The following is a 22,688-nucleotide window of genomic DNA, read 5'->3' as shown; positions in this document are numbered from 1 at the left end:
GCGACATGCGCCGTGGGTCACCGCGGGCTCACGGCCACAGGGGCCCTCACCTGGTCTCGGTCGCCCCACTCGGTGCCGGCACGCGAGCGGAGTCGGTCAGGCCGAGGTCCGGTACGGGTGCGGGGGACGGCGGCACCGTGGCGGGAGCCCTGAGGGCCGGTACGGGTGCGGGAGCCGGCGGCACCGTGGCGGCGGCCGCGTTCGCTTCGCGGGCGAGGAAGGAGCCGAGTTCTCCGATGGTGCTCATCAGCGGTGCCGGGAAGACGACGGTGGTGTTCTTGTCCACGCCGATCTCGACCAGGCTCTGCAGGTTGCGCAGTTGCAGGGCGAGCGGGTGGGCCATCATCGTGTCGGAGGCGTCGCCCAGGGCGGCAGCGGCCAGGGACTCTCCCTCGGCGTTGATGATCTTGGACCGCTTCTCCCGCTCGGCCTCGGCCTGCCGGGCCATCGCGCGCTTCATGGACTCGGGCAGCTGGATGTCCTTCAGCTCCACCAGGGTGACCTCCACGCCCCATTCGGCGGTGGTGATGTCGAGGATCTGGCGGATGTCCAGGTTGATGCGGTCGGTCTCGGACAGGGTCTCGTCCAGGGTGTGCTGGCCGACGACCTTGCGCAGGGTGGTCTGGGCGATCTGGTCGATCGCGGAGTTCACGTTCTCGATCGCGATGACCGACTTGACGGCGTCGACCACGCGGAAGTAGGCCACGGCGGAGACGTCGACGCTGACGTTGTCCTTGGTGATGATGCCCTGGGACTGGATCGGCATGGTGACGACCCGCAGCGACACCCGGTGCAGGGCGTCGACGAACGGGATGATGAACCGCAGCCCCGGGGAGCGTGTTCCGACGAGTCGGCCGAAGCGGAACAGCACCCCTTTCTCGTACTGCTTGACGACCTTCACGGCCATGGCGAGCGCCACGAGGGCCAGAAGGCCGACCACGACGATGAGAACGATCAGGGCTTGCATGCAAGGCTCCTCGGGACGAGGACCGCGGCGTTCGCGCGTGGTCCTGGGAAATGGGTCGGCGGAGCACGTGACGCCAGGGGGCGAGCACTCTGTGAGTGCTCGTGTCCCGTCGCGAGGAGCGCGATTCACCGGCACCGGGCACCCGATGCCGTACGGGCCTCGGGACCGGCCGTGTGTCCAGCATCGCCCCACGCGCACGCACACCGCATGGGCCGAACGGTCCCCACCGTGACGGCCCCCGCACAGGCGAGAGGTCAGCCCTTGTCCGCGGGCAGGGGGACGGTCCAGTCGAGGGTGGTGCCGGTGGGCCGGTGCCAGCCGATGGTGAGGGTGCCACCGAGTTCCATGGCGCGGATGCGGAGGGCGGCCAGTCCGCTGCGACGGGTGCGAGCCGGGTCGACGCAGTGGCCGTTGTCGCAGACCCGCAGCCTCAGGTGCGTGGCGGTGGCCTCGACCGTGACGTCCACGGCGGTGGCGTGGGTGTGCCGGGCGGCGTTGACGAGGGCTTCGCGGAGCACGGCGAGCAACTGGTCGGCGATGTCGTCGGCGACGAGGGTGTCCAACAGGCCGGTCATGCGCAGGGCGGGAGTGGAACCCAGGGTCGCTGCGGCCTCGCCGGTCTCGGCGACCAGCCGCGTCCGCAGGCGGGTGTGCCCCGTGCTGTCACGCTGCCCCAAGGCGTAGATCGTCGACCGAATGATCCCGATGATGCCGTCGAGGTCGTCCACGACCCGTTGGACGGCCTCTGCGGTCTGCGGGCGGTCGGAGACCTGCGCGAGGACCGATTGCAGGGCCAGTCCTCCGGCGAACAGGCGCTGGATGGCCAGGTCGTGCAGGTCGAGGGCGATGCGGTCACGGTCGCCGAGGAGCAGGAGCTGTTCGGCGGCGCGGCGGTGCTCGGCGATCTCCAGGGCGAGTGCGGCGTGGTTGGCGAATCCGGCGATCATGGCGACGGTCGCGTCGGCGAAGGCGGAACGACCGGGGAGACCGCCGACCAGGAGAACGCCCCGCACGTGTTCGGGGGTGCCGAGCGGGACCAGGAAGACCGGCCCCAGCGGCATGAGGGCGGTGTCGTGTTCGGTTCGGGGGTCGGAATTCCCGTCGCCGACCGTAATCGTCTCGCCGGAGGTGTAGACCTTCGCGGCCAACGCGGTGCCCGGCAGGACCAGCCCGCGTACGCGGTCGGCGTCCTGGCCCGCGGCGGCTTCGACGACCAGGTCGCCGGTGCGGGGGACGGGCACGGCGAGGGCGACCAGATGGGCGTCGGCCATGTCCCGGACGGTGGCGGTGAAGGTGTCCAGGACCTCGGCCGGGGCGGTGCCGGACAGCAGGCTGCGGGTCAGTTCGCCGCTGGCCGCCAGCCAGCGTTCACGGCGCTGCGCCGTTTCGTACAGCCGGGCGTTGTCGATCGCCACCCCGGCCGCTGCGGCCAGCGTCACCAGCACCGCCTCGTCATCGGCGTCGAACTCGGCCCCACCGCGTTTGTCGGTCAGATACAGGTTGCCGAACACCGCTTCGCGCACCCGGAGGGGTACGCCCAGGAAAGTCCGCATCGGCGGATGCCCGGCCGGAAAACCGACGGCCTCCGGGTGCTCGTTGAGGTCGGCCAGCCGCAGCGGGCGCGGTTCACGGATCAGCAGCAGTCCGAGGATGCCCCGGCCTTCCGGAGGGTGCCCGATGGCGACGAGGGCCCTCTCGTCGATCCCGTCCGTGACGAACTCTTCGAGACCGCCTTCCTCGCCCAGTACGCCCAGCGCCCCGTACTCGGCGTCGACCAGGGTGACCGCGGACCGCACGATCTGCCGCAGCACCGTACCCAGGTCCAGATCGGTCCCGACGGCCAGGACCGCCTCCAGCAGTCCGTGCACCCGCTCCCGGGCAGAACGCACTCGCGTGATCTGCGCCTGCATTTCCTGCAGTTGTTCGTCCAACCGGAGCTGGGGCGGCGCCCCGCCCCTGGTGCCCTCTGTAGCGCTCGTGTCCTCGTCCACTCCGGCTCCCCTCGGGAGGAAGACTCCCTCCGGTCCCTCCAGCATGCATCCGGGATACCGCCGTCGACCCGTCGCGGACGGAACCACGTCTGAACCGTCGCATCGAGCGGGCAGACCGGCAACCGACGCGGTCGGCGCCCCACGGCCGGACACCCTCGGTCTCCGGCTCTGTCCCGGGAGTGGCGCTCGCAGAGACGACGCGCGTGCCGCACGAGCCGGGCCAGGGCTTGGGCGATCGCCCGTTCCGCCCCGGAAAACGTCAGATGCTCCGTCCGCCACGGCCGGGAGGAGCCTGAGCACCTACCGAGAGCATTTCGGACGCACGACGACGCCGTTCCCGGCAAGTGACTGACACAGGCATCTGAAAGCTGCCTGTGACGGGATCGCCCGATGGACACCATCGCAAGGCCCGCCGAAGATACGCCCCCGGTCACGCACACACCTACCGGATGCCCATGCCCCGGCTGAGCCTCACGCCGGACGTCATCCGGTCCTCGCGCCACGGGTGCCGGTGTCTCCGCAAGCGCCCGGCCCCGGCCGGCCCCGGCCGGAACGGATCCGGCACACATGAGGCCGGGAAACCTCGTGAACACACGAGAACCATGGAGGAGTGTCTTCCCGGGCCAGGCACCCAACTACCGACGTTTCCGCAGGTCACGAACCCGACCGGAGAAAACTCCTAAAGCGGGTGTCGCAGGTTCGAATCCTGCCGGGGGCACAAGGCCAAAGGCCCCGGACCGATCATGGTCCGGGGCCTTTGACATCCACTTTTGACATCAACGGGGGCTGTCAGCAGCCGAGCCATCCATGACACTCACGGCAAGAATCCGTCGTCGATGTCGGCACACCAGCAAGTCTCACGATCAGCGACCGCCAGGACGAACGGCACGTCGACGTCGTCACGCCACCCAAGCGCCACGAAGTGGTCTCGCAGGAAAGCGTCAGCTGCGGTCAGGGCCGCCCATGGACTGTCGTAGCTCTGCGCTGCCTGCTCGCCGGTGCCGTCGCAACCGTGCCCCGTCCACGTCCACGTCCACGAAGATCGCCCCTCCGGGACCGTGATGGACAGGATCTCCACCTCCTCGTTCGCGGTGAACATCACGTCGACCGTCATGAGCTTCGCACCAGTGGCCAGTTCACGGTGCTCCTTCGTCCCGGGCGACGTAGCGGATGACCTCAACCTCGTCAAGGATGACCATGCCTTCGCTCACGAGTTCGTCCAGTTGTGGGAGGAAGGCACGGATGACGTCTTCGGTGTCGACGATGATGACGGTCACCGGCAGGTGTTCGCTGACGGCCAGCAGCCGAGGGGTGTGGATCAGCGAGGAGGCTCCGTAGCCTTCGACGCCTCGGAAGACCGAGGCTCCGGCCAGCCCGGTGGCGCGGGCCCGGTGGACGATCTCGGTGAAGAGGGGCTTGTGGTGCCAGGTGTCGTTCTCGCTGATGAAGATCGTCACGCGCAATGCCGTACCAGTCAGTCTCATTGCTGCTGCCTCCACCTGTTGACGCGGTGGGTCGGTGTCGCCGCGATCCATACCGATGCCAGGGCGGCCGGCATCGTCCCGGCTGGACGGACGAGTCAGTTCTGGATGGCGACGGGAACTGGACTGCTCCGTTCCTCAGGGTCACAAAGCGGAACGCCACAGCGGGCCTCCCTGGTTGAATGCTCCCCGAATCACGATCACACAATGTCCTCGGAGCGGGTTACAGCCAGGTCAGGAGCACGTAGCCGGCGGCTGCGGCGGCGAGGCCGAGCAGGAGGCTGCCCAGGGCGTTGAGTCCGGCTTCGGCGAGGGAACCGTCCTCAAGGAGGCGGACGGTCTCGAAGGAGAAAGTGCTGAAGGTGGTCAGTCCGCCGCACAGGCCGGTGCCGAGCAGCAGCATCACGGACGATGGCAGGCCGTGGGCTGCCGCCGCTCCGGCCAGTGCACCGAGGATGAACGAGCCGACCGCGTTGACGGTAAGCGTTCCGACGGGAAAGACGCTGTCGTGGCGAGCCTGGACGGCCTTGTCGGTGAGATACCGCAGAGGGGCACCGATCATGCCGCCAAGGAAGACCATGAGGACGGGCATCAGCGCATCTCCCCCTCGGCGAGCGGACGAGGCACGCCGGTGAAGTGGGCGACCACCTGCACCGGGTCCAGGGTCACCAGGGCCTGGGGGACGACGTCGTGGACCTCCGAGAGGAAGGCACGCACACGGTCTTCCTCGTCGATGACCACGACGGTCAGGGGGAGGTCTTCGGCGAGGTCGAGCAGGCGGGTGGTGTGCACGAGAGAGGAGACGCCAAAGCCCTCGAAGCCACGGAAGACGCTGGCGCCGGCGAGCCCGGCGCGGTGCGCGCGGTGGACGATCTCGGTGTAGGCCGGATTGTGGTGGTACTGGTCCCACTCGCCGAGGTAGACGGTCATACGCAGGCCCGGGCCTTTGAGGGGCGCGCGTGGCGCGCGAGGGGGAAGGTCATCATCCACCTGGTGGCGCCGAGGAAAGTGCGGGTTCATCGCGAACTTCCTTTACGGGGCGGATCGCCGGGTGAGGCGGGTAGCCGTGCCGGCGGGGGCGCGGAGGGTGTCTGGTCGCGGCGGCTGGGTCCGCGTCGCACTGGTAGCCCGGCGGCCCGGCGGGCCACCGCGATGCCTATCCAGACCGCTACGAGTCCGGCGACAAGGCTGGTCAGCGCGTAGGCGTCGGCCATCGACCAGTGGGTGGTGGCGAGCAGGTGGCGCATCTCCACGGTGAAGGTGGAGAAAGTCGTGTAGCCGCCGAGGACGCCAACACCCAGGAACGGGCGCACGTAGCGGGAGGCCGGCCACACCTCCAGGACGTAGACCATGAGGAGTCCCAGCGCGAGACTTCCGGAGATGTTGGTGACGAACGTCGCCCATGGAAATCCCTGGTTCGGGGTCGGCCAGGCGTGGGCGATGCCGTAGCGGGCGACGCTGCCCAGTCCGCCGCCAAGCGCAATGACTGCTAGGACGTCCGCCTGCCGCGGCCGCCGGGTGCCGGGGGACGGCTCCTGGGGTGAAGCCTGCGGTTCGGCGCTCACGGCGACGTCAGGGTCGACCGGCAGGCTCTCAGCTGGGGGCAGGTCGTCGCGGGGCTGGGCCTCGGGGCCCTCTCCGCCGGACATGCGGCACTTCCTTGTGCGGGCTGGGCTAGGGGTCCCACGGTGGCCCGCGCGGCGCAGCAGGCCAGCCTCGTGGGTTGCACCGGCCGCTAGGGGTGGCCGCAGTTCCGTGCGGGCTCCCGGTATTACGTCCCTGTTGCGGCGGGGGGCTGGATGGCCGGGGCATGATCTTCTCCTACCTGTGGAGATGCCTGCGTGGCAGGTATCAGGTAGGGACTGTTGTCGACCCAGTCGTAGCGGTCGCGGTTTCGGCGAGCCCCACCGCCCTCTTGTTGCACTTCCCAGCGTACGACGCAAATCCGCCGATATGCGGCACGAAAACCCTTGGATCTGCACCAGCCACGTCCGCGCGCGGTGCCGGTGGCGGCGGACTTCCCGGATCGGAGCTCGCGGCGCCGACAGCCGAGGACCGCTGGACGCCCCGGGCACGCGGGAGCGCAAGCACGGGACGACGAACCGCGCCCGCCGGACGCCCGCCGGATCAGGGACTGGACAGACAACTGTTCACTACGCCTGGCTATCGCGGCCGGCCCCGGCGGGGTTATCGACGACCTCGACGGGCTGAAGAGTCGCCAGAAGGACCCCCTGCATACGGTCAAGCCGGGTCACGAACGCCTGCAGGACGACCAGGTCCTCGACGAGGACGATCTCGGCCGGAAGATGCTGAACAACCGGGAGCACACTCTCCCTGCGCACGGTGCCGGCATCGCCGAACCCCGCGATACCGCAGCGCACGCTCGCCCCCCGCAGCTTTCCTTCCAGCGCACGGAGCACAATCTCCGTGACCAGCGACCGGCGCCGCCACTGCCGCGCGGCACCGAGGTAGATCGTCAGGTCCCAGCCGGCCGATGAAGTCATGGCTCCCCCTTCTCTTCGGCAGGGCAGGAAACCCCTGTGGCTCACGGCGCGGTAGATGCCCAGTAAATGCCCCACTCTCAGGGTGCACCCGGTATGTCCCCAATGCCTTGCGGCGGGAGGAATCGCGCTGACTTCCTCCGTGCGCAACTGTCCCCCGCCCGGCTGGAGCTGCTGGGCCACACGCGTACTTTTGTCAATCGCTCACTTTGCGGTAATAGACATTCGCTGAGGCAACTGCATTTCATGTCGTTCGTCGTGCTCACGCAGCGTCCTCCCGCCCACCCGCGTCCAGCCAGCACGTGCTTCACCTGTCGGGGGCCCCTCAACCATCGCCCTCTCGGGTGGATCAGCCCAGTCAAGCGGGAGCGAGCACCCCCGGTGGGGACCTATGGTCTCGCGGGCAAGGTCTGCGGTCCGCCACAAGGGAGTCGACGGACCGGTGCCTGATGAGGGGCGACGATGGAAGCTTCAGTGAGTAAGGTTGCCTTGAGCAAGTTGCCGCTGGTCGGCGCAATGTTCTGGGCGACCAAGATCGTGGCCACAACGCTGGGCGAGTCGGCATCGAACTTCGTCACGATGGCGCCATTGAATCTCGGCTACGCCGTCGGCGCGATCATCTTTCTGGTGGCCTTCGCGCTCACCCTGGTGATGCAGCTCAAGGCCGACCGCTTCCGCCCGATGGTGTTCTGGTCGGTCATTCTGACCACCAGCATCGTGGGCACCTCGATGTCCGACTACATCAACCGCACCGCTGGGCTCGGTTACGCCGGCGGCTCGATTCTGCTGACCAGCCTGCTGGCGATCGTGCTGATCGGGTGGCGGATGACCGGACAGACCATGGATGTGGAGCGGATCGCCACGACTGAGGGCGTGGTCTTGTACTGGACCGCGACACTGGTGTCCAACACGCTGGGCACCTCCAGCGGTGACTTCCTTTCCGGCGGTCTGGGTCTCGGCTTCCGCGACAGTTCTCTGTTGCTGTGCGGAGCCATGCTCGTGATCCTTGCCGCGCACTATCTGACCCCGGTCTCGGGCACGGTGCTGTTCTGGGTGGCCTACGTGTTGACCCGCCCTCTGGGTGCGGTGGCGGAGAACGCGGTGGAAAAGCCCGTCGCGCAGGGCGGACTCGGAGTAGGAACCACGATCACCTCATCCGCTCTGCTCGCCGTCCTGGCAATTCTGGTGGGCTGGCAGATGCTCACCGACCGCCAACAAACCCACACGGTGGATACCGTCCTCGCACCCGATAGCCACCATCACCAGCCCGCTGGTCAATCAACAGAAGCTTCTGCGGATGACTACGCGGGCAAACCCGCCGACACGCCACGCGCACCAGAAGGAAGGCGACCGGGCTGATCATTCTGAGCTGAGTGGGGGCCGAGGCTGTCAACAGGAGGACTTCAGTCGAGGCGTTGTTCCTCGCCGTCGGGGCCACGGGGCCCAAAGCCCCATCCGAGTCGGCCGCGGTGGCTGTACAGCAGCGGGGTACAGCAACCAGCGCAACCACAGGTGGCCACCAACGGCTGTCGATGACCACACGACCAGTGCCCTGGACCGGAATGACCTTTCATCCGAGAGTTCGGGACGCAGGAGTCGTGCCAGACGCGTGCCAGGTTGTACGGGGAACCACGGGGAACACCGGGGAATCGAGCGGCGGCCCATGAGGGGCACCAGCGTCCTTGGCCGCAGGTCAGCAGGGCGACCGGGGCCAGGAGACACGAGCTTCCCAAGCTGATGGCTCAGGCATCGTGCTCACGGGCCGGCCGTCCTAGCTTCCTCTGGTCGACGAAACCTCGACAGCGTGGCTGAGGCCAGTGGGAGTGCAGCGAGGCACACGCGCGCTGGAGGGCCAGCTCAGGAGGGTTTCCCTCCCAGGCTGGCCCTTTGCTCTGTGTACACGCGTGCTACCGATGCCACGTGGATCGTGTGCTGATAGATCAGCGTGACCGCTAGCTGCTGTGTCCCGGGCGCGTCATCAGCCCCAGACCTGTTGCCTGTACCTCGGAAGGTCGTGGAGGTCCCCCGATTCGGCCGCGGCTACCTCAAGGCAGGCCGCATAGCCGAGGAACACGGGCAGTTCCGGGCCGCGCAGGCGATCGAGGGGCGCGAGGGCCGCGCATAACTCGTCACTGAGTCGGCTCATGGCGATGTCCCCGCGGAACGGATTCAGCACATATGAGCGCGGGAAACAACGTGAACACGCGAGAACTACGGAGGGGCGTTTCGCCAGGCCAGACGCACTGAGTCCCATGTTTCCGCAGGTCACAACCCTGCCCAGGGAAAACTCCTAAAGCAGGCGTCGCAGGTTCAAATCCTGCCGGGGCACCAGGCAAAACGGCCCGGACCGATCACGGTCCGGGCCGTTTTGAGGGCACCAATGACGGTCGCGGCTGTGTGGGTGTTCTGTATGCGGGTGACGAAGCGGCCGCAGACGCGGGGCTCGGCACGCGCGGTCAGCGTCTCCGCGAAGCCGAGGCAGTAGGCCCTCAGCATGTCTTCCGGGAGCCGGTTGGAGAGAACCATGGCGAGCCCTCCCTGCTGCTGTTCAAGTGAACCGGGTTACCCCGCCGGTCTGCTCGTAATGATCGCGCAGAGCCGTCGTGATGGGTGTACCGGACCGAATCTTCTCGGCCAGGAGAAGCCCTTCCGTGTCCTCAAGGAGGTCTCCGGGACTGGTGCGGAGCTGCGGCTTGAGTCGCGGGCGCGCGGGAGGCCGGAGCCGCTGCGGGCGAAGAATGACCAAGCTCGTTCGAATCCCGCCGGGGCACGGAGAGAAGTGCGCCTACGGATCGCCGTAGGCGCACTTTCGTATCCAGGTCTGACGACCGGTTCATCTGGTGGATACGACACGGGCGCCAGGGGCCCAGCGGATGCCGACCCGGGTCCGACTGTCTCGCCGACGTCGTGGAGGTACTGGCGACCATCGCCCCCGACCCTGGCCTCCATGCCGCGAAGGCCGCTTCCGGTCAAGGCGTCCCAGAATCACGACGACACCTCGCGGCCGATCCGGCCGATCCGGCCGGATCGGCCGGATCGCCGCAGACCGCGACAGGTCCCCCGAACAGAGGCCCCCCCTCGTTACTGAAGCCGTTGGGCCGTTCGAAGGAGTTGAGGCAGCGAGACAGCCAGGAGTGTCACGGACCGTCAGCTGCTCTTTTTCCTGCTCTCAGCGTGATTCCAAGCAACGACAAGGACGACACCCAGGCCCCTCCCCAGCGTCAATGGCCCATACAAGGGAGAGTTACGGATATATCTGCACTTTGTAACGCGAATCGTTTCCTTGGTCCGGTGTCGCCGTGGAGGACCACAGTGTGGGGCCTCGGCACCGAGCCGGGAATTACGGATTGCACGCCCGGCCCCGACCAGGGTCGGTGTGCACGAACGTGAGGTGACAGATTCATGTCTGTTTCTCGTACGACGTTCCGCTTGATCGCCACCTGTGTGGCTTCGGGCGTACTCGTCGGCGCGGCCGCCATGCCGGCCCTGGCCGCCGGAGCCGGCCACGACCACGACCACGACAACGGGAGGGGTTACTCGCACAGTCAAAGGAGCGACCACGACCACGACGGCCACTTCGGCGACCGGGACCGCGACCGGAGCTGGAACCGGGGCCACGACCACGACCGCGGCCGGGGTTGGGACCGTGGCTGGGGCTGGAACCGGGGCCACGACCGCGACCGCGACCGGGGCTGGGGCTGGGACCAGGGCCGGGGCGGGCACCACGGCTGGTACAACAACCGGCACCGCGATCAGGACCGCTACCTCGGCCACCACTAGCCCGCTTGGAAGCTGTGCTGTGACGCGGAGGCCCACACCCTCTGCCACCCGTCGTCATAGCCGGCACGGCCGCTTCACCCAGCCGGAGGGCCGAAGACTGCAAGGAACAGTCTTCGGCCCTCCGGCCACATGTCGCACCGTACGGCCGTTTCCCGGGTACCGCACCACCAACGTCCAGTAGCGGCCGGTCTCTCAGGGAAGCAGCGCGGCCCGCGAGGCACGTGCCAGGGAATGCGGAGGACACCGGGTTCCCGAATCCGCCGCTACCCAAGGAATCCACACTCGTAAGGTTTACCACGGCCCCGGCGTAGTTGATCTTTGATGGGTTTTGGGTCGTTTGCCCAGGGGGAGGGGTGCGAGTTGCCAGACGAGCGCGGCCTCTGATGATCTTTCAGGTTCCTACGCCAGAAGATCGTCTCAGGAGCCGCGCTCGTGTCCGCATCCTCCCTGATCAGCCCTGTCCTTGGCCAGCTCACCGATCTCGCGCTGTGGGAGGCCGAGCTCGCCGCCGACCCTGTGGCAGTGGAATCCGCGCTGGTCAGCAGGTTGCGGCAGGTCCCTGACCGGCGTGCGGAGCGTGGGCGGCGGCATCCCCTGGTGGTGATCCTGGTGCTGGCCGCGTGCGCGACGCTGGTGGTCGGTGGTGACTCCATGACCGCGATCTGGCAGTGGTCCGCCCGCGCCCCGCAGGTCAAACTGGCCCGCCTCGGCGCCCGGTACGACCCGCTGGCCGGCCAGTACCTTGTGCCCAGCGAGCGCACCTTCCGCCGCGTGCTCGCCGACCTGGATGCCGACGTGCTGGACGCGGCGACCTGCGCATACGTCACCGACGTCGCGACCGGAAAGGCACCGACGCCCGAGGTCCCGGACACCCCGGGGCCCATCGAGCGCGAACAGCGCCGCGCCGCCCAGCGGGCCGTGGAACACCCGGCGCCGGCCGGGCTGCTGCCCGCTGCGGCTCTCGACGGCAAGGCCCTGACCGGCGCCCGCACCGAATCGGGGCGGGTCTTCCTGGTCGGGGCGGTCGACCACGCCAGCGGCGCGGTCCTCGGCCAGAGGCAGGTTCCGGACAAGCGCGGCGAGGGCGAGGCGGCCCGCATGCTGCTGGCCCAACTCGCCTTGTCCGGCCGGGTGTTCACCCTGGACGCCCTGCACACCACGAAGAAGACCGCCCACCTGATCACGGACCGGCTCGACGCCCACTACGTCCTGATCCTGAAGGGGAACCAGCCGCTGGCCCGCGCCGCCGCCCAGGCGCTGCTGGCCGGTACCGACGCCGAGTGGACCGAGACCACCGAGGCCGAGGACGACCGTGGGCACGGGCGCACCGAGCGTCGCACGATCCGCACCGCCCAAGCCGACGACGCCCTCTTCCCCGGCGCGGGACAGGTCTTCCGCCTGCGCCGTGACACCGGCGGCCTCGACGGAACCTGGACCGGGAAGGAGATCGTCTTCGGCGTCACCAGCCTGCCCGCCCACCTCGCAGGCCCCGCTCACCTCAACCACTACGAGAGGGTCCACTGGTCCATAGAAAACAAGATCCACTGGGTGCGGGACGTCACCTTCCATGAGGACAACTCCCAGGTCAGGACCGGCACCGCACCCCGAGCACTGGCCAGCTTCCGCAACCTGGGCATCAGCACGCTCCGCCTGGCCGGACGAGCCAACATCGCCCACGCCCGCCGCGATCTCCTCAACCACAACGACGCCTTCGCCGTCTACGGCATCTGATCAACTACCACGAAGCCGGACACAACCGAACAACGCCGGGGCCGTGTAAGGTTTACCGGATCAAATTCCGATACGCACCCACAGGGTTGGCTCCGAGTGCGACCAATTCGGTGAAAGATGCAGTCGCCACGCTCGCCGGTCGTCTTCTCTTGAGGGCGCGTGCTGGAATGTCGGCGACCCGCCTGTCGAGGTGCATCGCTGATGGTCTGGGCTGCGCCATTTACGCCCATTCCCGCTGTTGCTTGTTCGTCGTGGTGATTGGAAAAGAGATGGTGGAGATTTCCGCAGTCAAGCCTTCCTGGCGCACGCGCGCCGCATCGGTGCCCCTCGTAGCACTTGCGATCGCGAGTGCCCCGCTGACCTCTCAAGCCCAGGCCCTGGTCATGTCGCCGGGTGTGAACGCCCTGCACGCACCTGGCACTCCGGGGGTCCCGCAGGCCCCGGCCACGGTGTTCGCCGAAGACTTCGAGAAGGCAGGCGAGACTCCGGTCTTCCTGGAGGACTACGTCGGCGCTCCACCCTTCAACGAGACATACACAGCCGACCCCTCATGGCTTGACCACGGACAGTGCAACGGAATCATCCTCGATCAGACCGGCGCCGATCAGCCCGACTGCCCGGCGGTATTGAAGGACATGGCCAATGCGCTGGGCCAGGTGGGCGGAACGAATCCGCCGACCAACCACGTGGTCGCGGCCTACACCAACTGGGTGTCACCTGGCACCGACCGGGTGGAGTTCCGGACCGAGCAGCCGATCCCGATCGCGAAGCCGAACCGCTACATCACCTTCGCAGTGGACGCGGCCGCCGTGAATTGCGACTCAGCGGCTCCTCCGCTGCTGAAGTTCTATCTGACCGGCAACGGGTCGGACATCCCTACCTTCACCACCCCCATCAATCCCTGCACCGATCCCAACTCCAAGCCCTATCCCGGAGGAAGCGGACTGAGGGCCGGGGCATTCGCCGGCAACAGAGCAGTGTTGTTCAACGACAGCCAGTTGGGCATCAAGATGGTCAATGGGCAAGGCGACTGGTTCGGTAATGACCACGCATTCGACAACATCCGGATCCTGGATGCGACTCCGCAACTGGACAAGGCGTTCAGCCCTGCCACCGTGGACAAGGGCGGCACGTCGACGCTCACCATGACGGTGACGAACACCGGTGAACTGGCGGCGAAGAACGACTTCAGCTTCGCCGACAACCTGCCCGCCGGAGTGAAGGTGGCCTCGAACGCGAACGCGTCGACGACCTGCGGCAACGGCACGGTGTCCGCGACGGCGGGGGGCGCGTCCGTCGCTCTGGACGGCGGCGACCTGGCCGCCGGCGAGAAGTCCTGCACGGTCACGGTGAACGTCACCGCCGTCAAGGCGGGAACCTACGTCAACCGCCCCGAAGCGATCACTACGGTTGGCCTGAATCCCCCGGACCCCGCGACCCTGACCGTCAAGAAAAAGGGAGCGACAGCGGTGGGCACCGCGACGGGCTCGGGCGGTCTGCTGTCCGGCAACGTGGTGCAGGTACCGGTGGATATCCCGGTCAACGCTTGCGGCAACTCCGTGAACGTCATCGGACTGCTCAACCCGGCGACGGGCAACGTCTGCGTCAACGGCTAGGCGGTGTTTTAGAAGAAGGGCCCGGCTCGGGAGGGTTTCCCTCCCAGGCCGGCCCTTCGCCGTTTCAGGCGCCGTGCCGCAACCGCACCGACGAACCAAGGACACCGCGTCCGCCGTCCCCTGTCTCGGAGTCAGTCACAGCTGCGGCGGGTGCGTCAGTTGGGTGGGCATCCGAACCAGTTCACCGCACCCTTGCTGGAGATATAGCCCATGCACCTGATGGTTTTGTTGTGCAGGGTCTTGGTCCCGTCGACCCCTCCGTCCAGAGTGTCCCTCTTGTAGTGGGTCCGTACGAGGGTGTCGATCTCGATGGTGTACCAGCGATGTTTGTTGCCCGGGATACTGCAGCGGTGGCCGGTCAGGTTGCGACTGGGCCCGCTGCTCCACATGTCCTGTTCGGCCCGGTCGCAGTGCACGCGGCCGGCGGCGTCGGCGGTGCCGACGCCGGTGCCGAGCAGGGCCGCCCCGCCCGTGGCCACCGCCGCGGTGACGCCGAGCAGGCGCTTCAGAGTCAGGTTCATCGATTGGTCCTCCTGCCAGGTGTGGTGACGGCTCGGAGTCGCCATGTCACCCCGGTGCGATAGTCGCACTTATCCGGCATATCCGGCCCGGCAGGCGACGGCGCAGTCCCCCAACCTGGTGACGCCGGTGACGCCAATGCAGCAGGCCGCGGTCACACCCCGGCCGGCCAGAACCGTCGGCCGACGTGGGTGGGTTGACGATCGCTTTCGGTACTTCGCCGGATCCCGCGGGGAACCACGGGAACCCGCTCTTGAGCTGCGTCCGCGGCTTGCCCGCGGGCTGGTCGTACAGCGTCACGAGACGGGAGTTGTACGTGGTTCCCAGGTGCGCGGTGACCTTGACGGTCGCACCGGAGTGGTACGACTTCGCGTCGGTCGTCAGGCTCACGCTCGGAGTGGCTCGGGACACCTGTACCTTCGCCGACGCGGTGACCGGAAGGTAGGACGTGCCACCGTCGTAGCTGAAGGCGTAGGTGTTCGCGCCCCCGACCTGCGGGGTGTCGTGGAAGGCGAAGCCGCCGTCGGCGGCGACGGGCACGGTGCCCAACGAGTATCCGGAGCCGTGCGCCAGGTCGGTCTTGACGACGTGCACCGCACCGGTCGTCACATGCGCGTGCGGCCAGGTGAGCCGTCCGGTGACGGTCAGCGGCGCGGCACGGCCCCTGGTGGACGGGGCGGTCAGCGCCATGGTGGGCGCGTACTTCGCGACAAGGAGCGCAAGTTAGCGCGGGGAGGGTCCGGCCCCGACAGGGGGCGGAGGTCAGGAGAAGGGGCCTCGCGTGTCGCTGCCTGACGGTGTGGGTCCGTCGCGGTTGTTCAGGGCCGGTAGACCATCCCCGGCTGGGGCTTGGCAGGGGCGAGCAGCTGCGACACCGTGACGATGCTGTAGCCGCGCTGCTTGAGCGCCTTGATGATGCCCGGGACGGCGGGCACGGTCCCTTTGTGCAGGTCGTGCAGCAGGATGATGCCGTCGCGGTGAGTCTGGTCGAGCACCCGCTTCGTGATCAGGGCCGAGTCGGTCGTCTCGTAGTCCTTGGCCGTGACACTCCACAGCACCTGCGCCAGCCCCAAGTCCTGGCAGATCTTGGCCACCTTGCGGTTGGTGCGGCCCTCCGGCGGACGCATCAGGATGGGCCTGGTGCCAGTGATCTTCTCGATGGCGTCCTGCGTCCGGGTCAGCTCCCGACGGGCGTCGTCCACGTCGATGTCCGTCAAAACCTCGTGATACCAGGTGTGGTTGCCGATTTCGTGCCCCTCGTCCGAGATACGGCGCAGGATCTTGGGGTACTTCGCGATGTGGCCCTTGCCCTGCACGAAGAACGTCGCGTGCAGATCATCCTGTTTCAGGATGTCCAGCAGCTTGGGGGTCGTCGGGCTGGGGCCGCCGTCGAAGGTGAGGGCCACACATTTCGCCTTGCGGCAGTCGACGCTCCCGGCCACCGATCCCGATGCCTTGTCGCGGGCGGCGCGCGGCGAGGTGTGATCGTAGGTCGTGACCGTCAGGGCCACGATCAGCGCGACGGCCACGGCGGCGGCCACGGCTGTCGCGACGGCGATGAGTAGGCGAGACCGTCGTATTCGCACCTTGAGGGGCATGCGAGACCTTTCCCTGGATCGGGTTGTTGCTGCGGTATTTGTTGAGTGGGGCCTGTCGGGCGGGTCGCTTCTGAGTGGTCTCGCCTCGCGCTACCGCGTGCGGGCGAGAGCCGGCTTCGCCGCGAGGTCCCGCAGACGCACGTCAAGTGTCAGGCGGTGCCTCAGGAAGCGTCCGAGCGGGCGCTCCACCCATAGGTGGATGAGCGCGGCCAGGCCCAGCATGCAGATGATGGACACCGCCATCGAAGGCAGCGGTCCCAGCCCCGGAACTGCCTTGATCAAGCCCTTGGCCAGGGGAATTCCGATGCTCTGGTGGACGAGGTAGAAGGGGTAGGTGAGCGCCCCGGCGGTGACCAGCCAACGCCATTGCAGTCCCGCCAACGGTCCGACACCGGCCAGTGCCAGCAGCCCGAGACAGAGTGTGATGACGGCCGCGCACACGGCCCAGGAGGGCCGGCCCTCGCCGGGGGACGTGGTGGCGTGGTCGGCCACCCGGAATTCGAGCACGGTGAGTTCGTAGCACCAGGCGAAACCCAGCAGAAGCCACAGCAGGAGGTTCTGTCCGAACCTTTGCATGAGGTAGAGCACGATCCCGGCGACGAAGAGGCCGGTGTACCGGGTCAGTACGAATTCGTTGAGCAGTGACGAGTGAAGTTCAAGGGCGATGACACCGGCCAGGAGCCAGGCTCCGCAGAAGGCCACCATCCGCTGATAGGACAGTCCGGAGATGAGCATCACGGCCATCAGCAGGTAGAAGCGAGCCTCCACCCAGAGTGTCCAGCTGACTCCGCTGACCAGGTTGAGCCCCAGTGGCCCCGGAACCATCGTCAGGTTTCCCAGGACTGTACGAGGATCGATGTGCGCGGCGGCAGGCCAATGGCCCATCCGTGCGACCAGGACAACCACGACGACCAGGAGGACCGCGCACCAGTAGGCCGGAAAGAGCCGTGATATCCGGGAGACGGTGAACTGTGCGGGAGTCCGCCCCCAGCAGCTCATGCAGATGACGAATCCGCTGATGATGAAGAAGAACTCGACGCCGAGCCAGCCGTAGCGGCTGGTCTCATGCAGGAACGGGGCGAAATCCCTGAGCTCGGTCTTTCCCCAGAAGTGCGGGGTGGGCGTCCCCAGAAAGTGATACGCGGCCACCATCACCGCTGCTACCAGGCGGAGCCCGTCTATCGCGGCCAGGCGCGCCGGCCCGCTTCGCGGTCCACTCGCGTCGATGGGCCCACTCGGCTCACCGTGTTCCTGGATCTGCCTTGCTGTTCCATGGAGCAGACTCATGCGACGCACCCCGTGTCCCGGGAGCGGCCGTCGCGCGGATTCTTCGGTGGCTTGGCGTCGGCGGGCATGGCGAAGTGACCTCCGTGCAAAGGGAACCCCGGGTGAGGGGGTGAAGGGGTGAAGGGGGTGACCGGTGCGGTGGCGCGCCGCGGTCAGACGCGGCGGCGCAGGAGCAGCACGGTGGCTGCGGTGAGCAGGAGGGCGAGGCCGCCGAGGACGGCGGTGTCGGTCCACTGGAAGGTCCAGTAGTCACCGGCCGGGTTGGCATCGTAGAAGCGGGCGACGTACCCGTGCTGGGCCATGCACTCCTTGAGCTCGGCGCCCGAGGGGAAGGGGCACTTCAGCACGTCGTCGTGGCGGCCGGAGGCGGTGACGAGGCCGTAGTGGCCGGTCGACCACTTCTCGCCCATGGGCGCCTTGGGAACGATGCCGGCGCTCACGTACGTGTGCGGCGAGACCAGCAGGCGCGTCCTATGTGCCCACTCCAGCAGGAGTGTCATCGCCCCGGTGACCAGGAGGGTCAGGGCCATCGCGGCCAGGACCCGGCGGGCCAGCAGACCCAGCAGCGTGCCGGCCGCCAGTCCGAAGAGGGCGGCTGCGACGACGCGCGGGCCCGAGCCGCTCAGGGCTGTGACGTCGTACCAGAACAGGCCGTAGCTGCGGTCGGCGGCGGGCCCCCGCCACCATGCGAACACTCCCGCGAGCAGGCCGGAGAGGGCCGCCGTGGTCGCCGCGGCGAAGGCGAACCGGGAGGCGAACCACTGTCCGCGGCTTATGCCCTGGGCGAGGACCATGCGGTGCGTGCCCAGTTCCCGGTCGCGGCCCAGCAGCGGGGCGCCCCAGAAGACTCCGATCAGGACGGGCAGGGCGATGTTCAACATCCCCAAGTACTTCAGCGGGGCGATGTCCAGCATCAGGGGCGGCAGGCTGGTGTCGGTGCGCAAGCAGGACAGCGGTCCGGTGCCGCAGTGGTCGAACAGCCCGCTGTGCAGGGCGTCCAGCATGCCCGAGCGGGAGTACACGGCGATCGCCGCGGCGCCGGCCAGGACGACCGCGCCGATGCCGACCAGCACTCGCTGCTGACGCCACGCGAGCCAGAGGGAACCGCTCCAGAGGGAACCGTCATGGGCGGGACCGGTACGGAGGGAACGGTTACGGAGGAGGGAGTCCTTCACGCCGCCACCTCCGTCCGCTCGGTGCCGGCCGGGCGCACCGTGTCGCCGGCGTGGAGGTAGCCGACCAGGATGTCCTCCAGGCTGGGCCGCTCGACGTGCCAGTCGCCGCGCAGCGGTCCGCGCTGCCGTACCAGGGCGGTCATCTGTCGGCCACCGGACCGGCGGTGCACGACGGTGTGCCCTGCGGCCAGCGCGTCGGCCTGGTCGGCGTGTCCGGTCAGTACGGCGTGGTTCTCGCGCAGTTCCTCGGCGTCCTCGCTCAGCTCGACGCGGCCGTCCCGCAGCAGCAGTACCCAGTCGCAGGTCTGCTCCAGTTCGGGCAGGACGTGTGAGGACAGCACGATGTTCGTGCCGCCCTCGGCGGCCTCGGTCATCAGCGCCCCCATGATCTCGCCTCGCGCCACGGGGTCGAGGTCGGCCATCGGCTCGTCGAGCAGCAGCAGTTCGGGCCGTTTGCCGAGCGCCAGGGCGAGTGCGACACGGGTGCGCTGCCCGGGCGACAGCTCGCCGACGCGGGCGGCGAGTGCGATGTCTCCCTCGCGGACGGTCCGCTCGGCGGCGGCCTGGTCCCACGAGGAGTTCAGCTTCTGCCCCATCCGCAGGGTGTCCGCCACGGTGAAGCGGGGGTAGAGCGGCTTGTCCTGGGTGAGCAGAGCGACCCGGGCGCGGGCCTCGGGAGTGCCCGGGGCGGTGTCCAGTACCCGTATCTCCCCGGTGCGGGGGCGCAGCAGGCCGCCGGCCAGGTGCAGCAGGGTGCTCTTGCCGGCGCCGTTGCGTCCGACGAGGGCGGTGATACGGCCCCCGGGCACAGTGAACTCGCAGTCCCGCAGGGCCCAGCCGCCCCGTGCCCGGTACCGGAATCCGACTCCCGTGGCGCGCAGCGCGGCCGGCATGTCAGGCCCGGTCATGCTTCCTCCTCTTCCGCTCCCGGTCGCCCGGGGTGTGGCTGTCCCGCTCGTTGTCGTAGGTGTCCAGGGTGGCGGTGACCAGGGCGAGGATGTCGGCCCGTTCGAGTCCCGCCGCCCGTGCCCGTGCCATCCAGTCGGTGAGCTCCGCACGCAGGGGCGAGTCGTCCTCCGCGCCGGGCCGCGCGAGCGACCGCGTCACGAAGGTCCCCAGCCCGCGGCGCAGTTCGACCAGACCGGCCTGCTCCATGTCGCGGTAGGCCCGCAGCACGGTGTTGGGGTTGATGGCGGTCGCCGCCACCACCTCCCTGGCCGTGGGCAGCTTGTCCCCGACCTTCAACGTGCCCATCCGGAGCGCCCGTTCGGTCTGCTCCACGATCTGTACGTAGGCCGGTACACCGCTGCCACGGTCGATCCGGTACTCGACCACATCACCTTCCATGACCACAGTGTGCCCAGTGTGCTTGTGTTAATGCATTAATACAAGCATGGTGGAGGCGCGGCAGGAATGTCAAGGCGGTCGATGGCGCGTCCTACGAGGCACGGCCGTAATTCGGGCGACGCCGACACGCGCCGTGCGTACGCTCCGCCTCCGGGAGGTGCGCCGTGGGGATGTCCCTGCTCTATCAGGTACTCGAGCCGTTGCCGGACGCCATGAGCGCGCTGCGGCGCGCCCGTGAGCTGCTGGGTGCTTACGCGGAGTGGGCCGACGACCCGTTCTCCCCCGAGGTCGGACCTGTCGTGACAGTGGAGCAGTTCCGCCACGCGCGCCACCACTTCTCGTGGGGCGCCTTCACCTGCCGTGACGACAGCCCCTTTTCGCCGGACGGACTGGTCGAGTTCTGGCGGGCGGTCGCCCGGACCGACGCGTTGCGCGGGGGCTACGCCCACCGCGTGGAAGTCGAGTTGCGCTCCGTGTTCGCCGAGGTGTGGCCCCTGATCGAGGAATGGGGACTGCAACTGGAACTGCCCGGCTGGAGCACTCCGCCGTTCACGGTGCGCGAGCACGACGAGAGCTGCACGGAGGCGGAGTTGGACCTCATGGTCCAGGCCGTGGGCCCGCTGGGATTCGACGTGTCCTGGGAGGGGGCCTTGCGGGGCCTGCCCTCGTCGAAGCTCTGCGGAGTGCAACTCTGCCTCAACAGCGTGTGGACCAAGCAGTGCACCGAACCCGCCCCCGGCACCCACGCGGTCTACCTCTCCATAGACACCCGCAACCGCGACGTCCAGGAGGAATGGCTCCACAAGACCGGACTCAGCCGCGGTCCCGCGGTCCTCGGCTGGTAGGCACCGCCTCTGCGGATACGCGGCCTGCGGCCCGCCGGATCGAGCGACCGAGCCCGTAGGGTTCCACCCATGGTGACTGCGATCGTCCGCGAGTGGAACGACGAGGAAGGGTGGGGCGTGCTCGACTCGCCCGAGACTCCCGGCGGCTGCTTCGGCCATTTCTCCGACGTCCGGACGGCCGGCTTCCGCACACTGTCGCCCGGACAGCAGGTCGACCTCACATGGGAAGCCCCCGGCTTCGAACAGGACGGCTACGACTACCGCGCGGTGAGCATCACGCCTCGGCCTGCCTGACATCCACACCCGACACCAATGACGGCGCACGCCCACGGTCATGGGCGCACGCTGCGCGGACTCCACGAGCCCGCGGACGGCCCGGGTACGGAACCCGGGCCGTCTCATGGCAGGCAGGTCTCAGGGAAGGAGCCCCGGGAAGCCCTGGTGCGGCGGCGTGGTGTCAGCCGCGGTGGGTCGCCCGGGCGAGGGCCGGAACGAAGCGCAGGGCGTCCACGGTGCCCACACCGGTGGCCATGTCGTAGCCGTCGACGGCCTTGTAGCCGGTGACGCCTTCGTACGAGTTGTCGGTGCCGTCGTTGACGTCGACGATGCCGGTGCTCTTGTCGTGGTGGGCTGAGCGCTTGGAGAGGTCGTACAGCGCCTCGTTGATGTTGCCCACCCGGTGGCCCGCCGCCTGGTCGGCGAGGGCGACGATGCCCGCGAAGAGCGGGCTGGCCTCGCTGGTGCCGCCGGTGACGTCCCAGCCGATGGCGGTCGGGTCGTAGCTGGAGTAGATCCAGGCGCCGCCGTTGACCGCTGCGGCCAGCGACACGTCCGGGGTGCCGCGGCGGGCGCCGACGACGTTCTTCACGCCGTTCTGGAAGGCCGGGCGAGTGAAGACGTGGGACTGGCCGCCGCCGCCCGAGCCGTAGTCGTTGTAGACGCTGTCGGGCTTGACCCGCTGACCCTTGTCGTTCAGGTGGAGCTGGGTGCCGCCGATGGAGGTGACCAACGGGTCCGAGGAGGGCCAGGAGTTGACGGGCTTGTCGTAGTAGGTCTTGCCGTCCGCCTTCAGGTCGGTGGCGCCGCCGTCGCCGGAGGAGGCGAGGACGGTCACGTGCTTGCGGTTCGCGTCCTGGAAGGCGTAGCGCAGCTTCTTGATGCTGGAGAAGTCGCCCTTGTCGAAACCGGGGAAGGTGTCCTCGGTGGCGCCGAAGCTCTGGGTGATGACATCGCCGACGCCGTGGTCGATCATGTGCTTCTCGGCGTCCATCATCTCCGGCAGACCGGTGACGCCCTCGGTCTCGGCGACCGCCGTCTCCACCAGGACTATCTTGGCGTCGGGCGCCACGGCGTGGGCCATCTCGACGTCCAGGGTGGTCTCGCCGGCCCAGCCGGTCATGTCCGAGTTCTTGGGGTCGAACACGGGGACCTTGCCCCACTTGACCACGTCGACCTTGGTGCTGCGCAGACCGAACTGCTTGCTGTAGACGTCGAGGTCGTGCTGGATCGTCGGGGAGCCGAACGAGTCGACGATGACGATGGTGCGCCCCTTGCCCGTGATGCCCTTGCGGTACAGCGCGTTGAGGTCGTACGCGGTGCGGTACTGGAGCGGGTTGTAGCAGGCGATGTGCCACTTGGCCTGGCACTGCTCACTGGAGAGCGGGCTGGCCACGCCATGGACCAAGGTGTGGCCGGCGGTGGCCGGGACCGCCTTGGTGTGCGGTACGGCGGCGGTGACGCCGGCCAGCGGGGCGGTCGCCAGCGCGGCGGCGGCGAGAGCGGCGGTGGCGGCCGTGGAAGCCGCGACGCTCCGTCGGGTACGGGCTATGTGCATGAATCCCCCTAGTGGT

General features: G+C 68.3%; 22 protein-coding genes, 1 tRNA gene and 2 pseudogenes. 8 read left to right on the top strand and 17 right to left on the bottom strand.

Translation table 11 applies throughout. From position 1 onward, the window contains the following. Nucleotides 1-46: 46 nt before the first annotated feature. The 8 genes from OG819_RS16770 to OG819_RS16735 all read right to left on the bottom strand — a co-directional run bounded on the left by OG819_RS16770 (nt 47) and on the right by OG819_RS16735 (nt 6,943). Nucleotides 47-967 carry a slipin family protein gene (locus OG819_RS16770; protein WP_266625494.1) on the bottom strand — a complete coding sequence of 307 codons (921 nt, stop codon included), beginning with the start codon at nt 965-967 and terminating at the stop codon, nt 47-49. 254 nt (nt 968-1,221) lie between these two features. After that, nucleotides 1,222-3,003: a GAF domain-containing protein gene (locus OG819_RS16765; protein WP_266650149.1), complete on the bottom strand. Its 1,782-nt coding sequence runs from the start codon at nt 3,001-3,003 to the stop codon at nt 1,222-1,224. Nucleotides 3,004-3,772: 769 nt separating this feature from the next. After that, nucleotides 3,773-4,072: a hypothetical protein gene (locus OG819_RS16760; protein WP_266652948.1), complete on the bottom strand. Its 300-nt coding sequence runs from the start codon at nt 4,070-4,072 to the stop codon at nt 3,773-3,775. Between the two features lie 22 nt (nt 4,073-4,094). Then, nucleotides 4,095-4,442, bottom strand: a complete 348-nt coding sequence (locus tag OG819_RS16755; RefSeq protein ID WP_266435874.1) for a DUF190 domain-containing protein — start codon at nt 4,440-4,442, stop codon at nt 4,095-4,097. Between the two features lie 220 nt (nt 4,443-4,662). Further along, nucleotides 4,663-5,031, bottom strand: a complete 369-nt coding sequence (crcB, locus tag OG819_RS16750; protein ID WP_266625499.1) for a fluoride efflux transporter CrcB — start codon at nt 5,029-5,031, stop codon at nt 4,663-4,665. Beyond that, a complete protein-coding gene (locus OG819_RS16745) occupies nt 5,031-5,369 on the bottom strand; it encodes a DUF190 domain-containing protein (RefSeq protein WP_266625501.1) in 339 nt (112 codons plus the stop codon). The genes crcB (OG819_RS16750) and OG819_RS16745 overlap by 1 nt, the downstream gene beginning before the upstream one ends. 86 nt (nt 5,370-5,455) lie before the next feature. Beyond that, on the bottom strand, nt 5,456-6,088 hold the full coding sequence (gene crcB / locus OG819_RS16740; RefSeq protein WP_266625503.1) for a fluoride efflux transporter CrcB: 633 nt from the start codon (nt 6,086-6,088) through the stop codon (nt 5,456-5,458). 504 nt (nt 6,089-6,592) lie between these two features. Next, a complete protein-coding gene (locus tag OG819_RS16735) occupies nt 6,593-6,943 on the bottom strand; it encodes a DUF190 domain-containing protein (RefSeq protein WP_266650147.1) in 351 nt (116 codons plus the stop codon). Nucleotides 6,944-7,429: 486 nt separating this feature from the next. On the opposite strand from OG819_RS16735, the gene OG819_RS16730 reads away from it, so the two are divergent. Both OG819_RS16730 and OG819_RS16725 read left to right on the top strand, forming a co-directional pair. Beyond that, nucleotides 7,430-8,299: a hypothetical protein gene (locus OG819_RS16730; protein ID WP_266650145.1), complete on the top strand. Its 870-nt coding sequence runs from the start codon at nt 7,430-7,432 to the stop codon at nt 8,297-8,299. An 888-nt stretch (nt 8,300-9,187) separates the two neighbouring features. Beyond that, nucleotides 9,188-9,271 (top strand) — tRNA-Leu (locus OG819_RS16725). On the opposite strand, the gene OG819_RS16720 is transcribed toward OG819_RS16725, so the two are convergent. Next, nucleotides 9,251-9,466, bottom strand: a complete 216-nt coding sequence (locus OG819_RS16720; protein WP_266650143.1) for a hypothetical protein — start codon at nt 9,464-9,466, stop codon at nt 9,251-9,253. The two genes, OG819_RS16725 and OG819_RS16720, sit on opposite strands and share 21 nt — an antisense overlap. Before the next feature lie 876 nt (nt 9,467-10,342). On the opposite strand from OG819_RS16720, the gene OG819_RS16715 reads away from it, so the two are divergent. The 4 genes and pseudogenes from OG819_RS16715 to OG819_RS16700 form a co-directional block, all read left to right on the top strand. Continuing rightward, nucleotides 10,343-10,720, top strand: coding sequence for a hypothetical protein (locus OG819_RS16715; RefSeq protein WP_266650142.1), 378 nt, complete (start codon nt 10,343-10,345; stop codon nt 10,718-10,720). 432 nt (nt 10,721-11,152) lie between these two features. Next, on the top strand, nt 11,153-12,451 hold the full coding sequence (locus tag OG819_RS16710) for an ISAs1 family transposase (RefSeq protein WP_266650140.1): 1,299 nt from the start codon (nt 11,153-11,155) through the stop codon (nt 12,449-12,451). Between the two features lie 167 nt (nt 12,452-12,618). Continuing rightward, nucleotides 12,619-13,839, top strand: a pseudogene (locus OG819_RS58585) (hypothetical protein); the annotation flags it as partial. 69 nt (nt 13,840-13,908) lie between these two features. After that, nucleotides 13,909-14,061 (top strand): annotated as a pseudogene (locus OG819_RS16700) (chaplin); the annotation flags it as partial. Nucleotides 14,062-14,222: 161 nt separating this feature from the next. On the opposite strand, the gene OG819_RS16695 reads toward OG819_RS16700, so the two are convergent. From OG819_RS16695 to OG819_RS16665, 7 genes are all read right to left on the bottom strand, one after another. Beyond that, nucleotides 14,223-14,588 carry a hypothetical protein gene (locus OG819_RS16695; RefSeq protein ID WP_266625511.1) on the bottom strand — a complete coding sequence of 122 codons (366 nt, stop codon included), beginning with the start codon at nt 14,586-14,588 and terminating at the stop codon, nt 14,223-14,225. Nucleotides 14,589-14,634: 46 nt separating this feature from the next. Continuing rightward, nucleotides 14,635-15,276 (bottom strand): hypothetical protein, encoded by a 642-nt coding sequence (locus OG819_RS16690; protein ID WP_266625512.1) that lies wholly within the window; start codon nt 15,274-15,276, stop codon nt 14,635-14,637. Nucleotides 15,277-15,404: 128 nt separating this feature from the next. Further along, nucleotides 15,405-16,184, bottom strand: a complete 780-nt coding sequence (locus OG819_RS16685) for a polysaccharide deacetylase family protein (RefSeq protein ID WP_266650138.1) — start codon at nt 16,182-16,184, stop codon at nt 15,405-15,407. 90 nt (nt 16,185-16,274) lie between these two features. Then, complete coding sequence (locus OG819_RS16680) at nt 16,275-17,471, bottom strand: acyltransferase (protein ID WP_266650136.1); 1,197 nt, start codon at nt 17,469-17,471, stop codon at nt 16,275-16,277. A gap of 152 nt (nt 17,472-17,623) precedes the next feature. Beyond that, complete coding sequence (locus tag OG819_RS16675; RefSeq protein WP_266650134.1) at nt 17,624-18,646, bottom strand: transporter; 1,023 nt, start codon at nt 18,644-18,646, stop codon at nt 17,624-17,626. Next, nucleotides 18,643-19,554: an ABC transporter ATP-binding protein gene (locus OG819_RS16670; protein ID WP_266650132.1), complete on the bottom strand. Its 912-nt coding sequence runs from the start codon at nt 19,552-19,554 to the stop codon at nt 18,643-18,645. Before OG819_RS16670 ends, OG819_RS16675 begins: the two co-directional genes overlap by 4 nt. Then, the gene (locus OG819_RS16665) at nt 19,541-19,993 is read right to left on the bottom strand and encodes a GntR family transcriptional regulator (RefSeq protein WP_266625520.1); all 453 of its coding nucleotides are present in this window, start codon (nt 19,991-19,993) and stop codon (nt 19,541-19,543) included. The genes OG819_RS16670 and OG819_RS16665 overlap by 14 nt, the downstream gene beginning before the upstream one ends. Before the next feature lie 170 nt (nt 19,994-20,163). Between OG819_RS16665 and OG819_RS16660 the strand changes: the two genes are divergently transcribed. Together OG819_RS16660 and OG819_RS16655 are read left to right on the top strand one after the other, a co-directional pair. Then, nucleotides 20,164-20,838, top strand: a complete 675-nt coding sequence (locus OG819_RS16660; protein WP_266650130.1) for a hypothetical protein — start codon at nt 20,164-20,166, stop codon at nt 20,836-20,838. Nucleotides 20,839-20,907: 69 nt separating this feature from the next. Next, entirely contained in the window at nt 20,908-21,132 is a 225-nt protein-coding gene (locus OG819_RS16655; RefSeq protein ID WP_266433666.1) for a cold-shock protein, read from the top strand. 163 nt (nt 21,133-21,295) lie between these two features. Here OG819_RS16655 and OG819_RS16650 read toward each other — a convergent pair whose 3' ends face one another. After that, nucleotides 21,296-22,672: a S53 family peptidase gene (locus tag OG819_RS16650; protein ID WP_266650127.1), complete on the bottom strand. Its 1,377-nt coding sequence runs from the start codon at nt 22,670-22,672 to the stop codon at nt 21,296-21,298. Nucleotides 22,673-22,688 lie beyond the last annotated feature (16 nt).

The sequence above is a fragment of the Streptomyces sp. NBC_01549 genome (assembly GCF_026339955.1).
In the GTDB taxonomy this organism is placed as follows: domain Bacteria; phylum Actinomycetota; class Actinomycetes; order Streptomycetales; family Streptomycetaceae; genus Streptomyces.
This window is presented reverse-complemented; position numbering and strand designations above follow the sequence as displayed.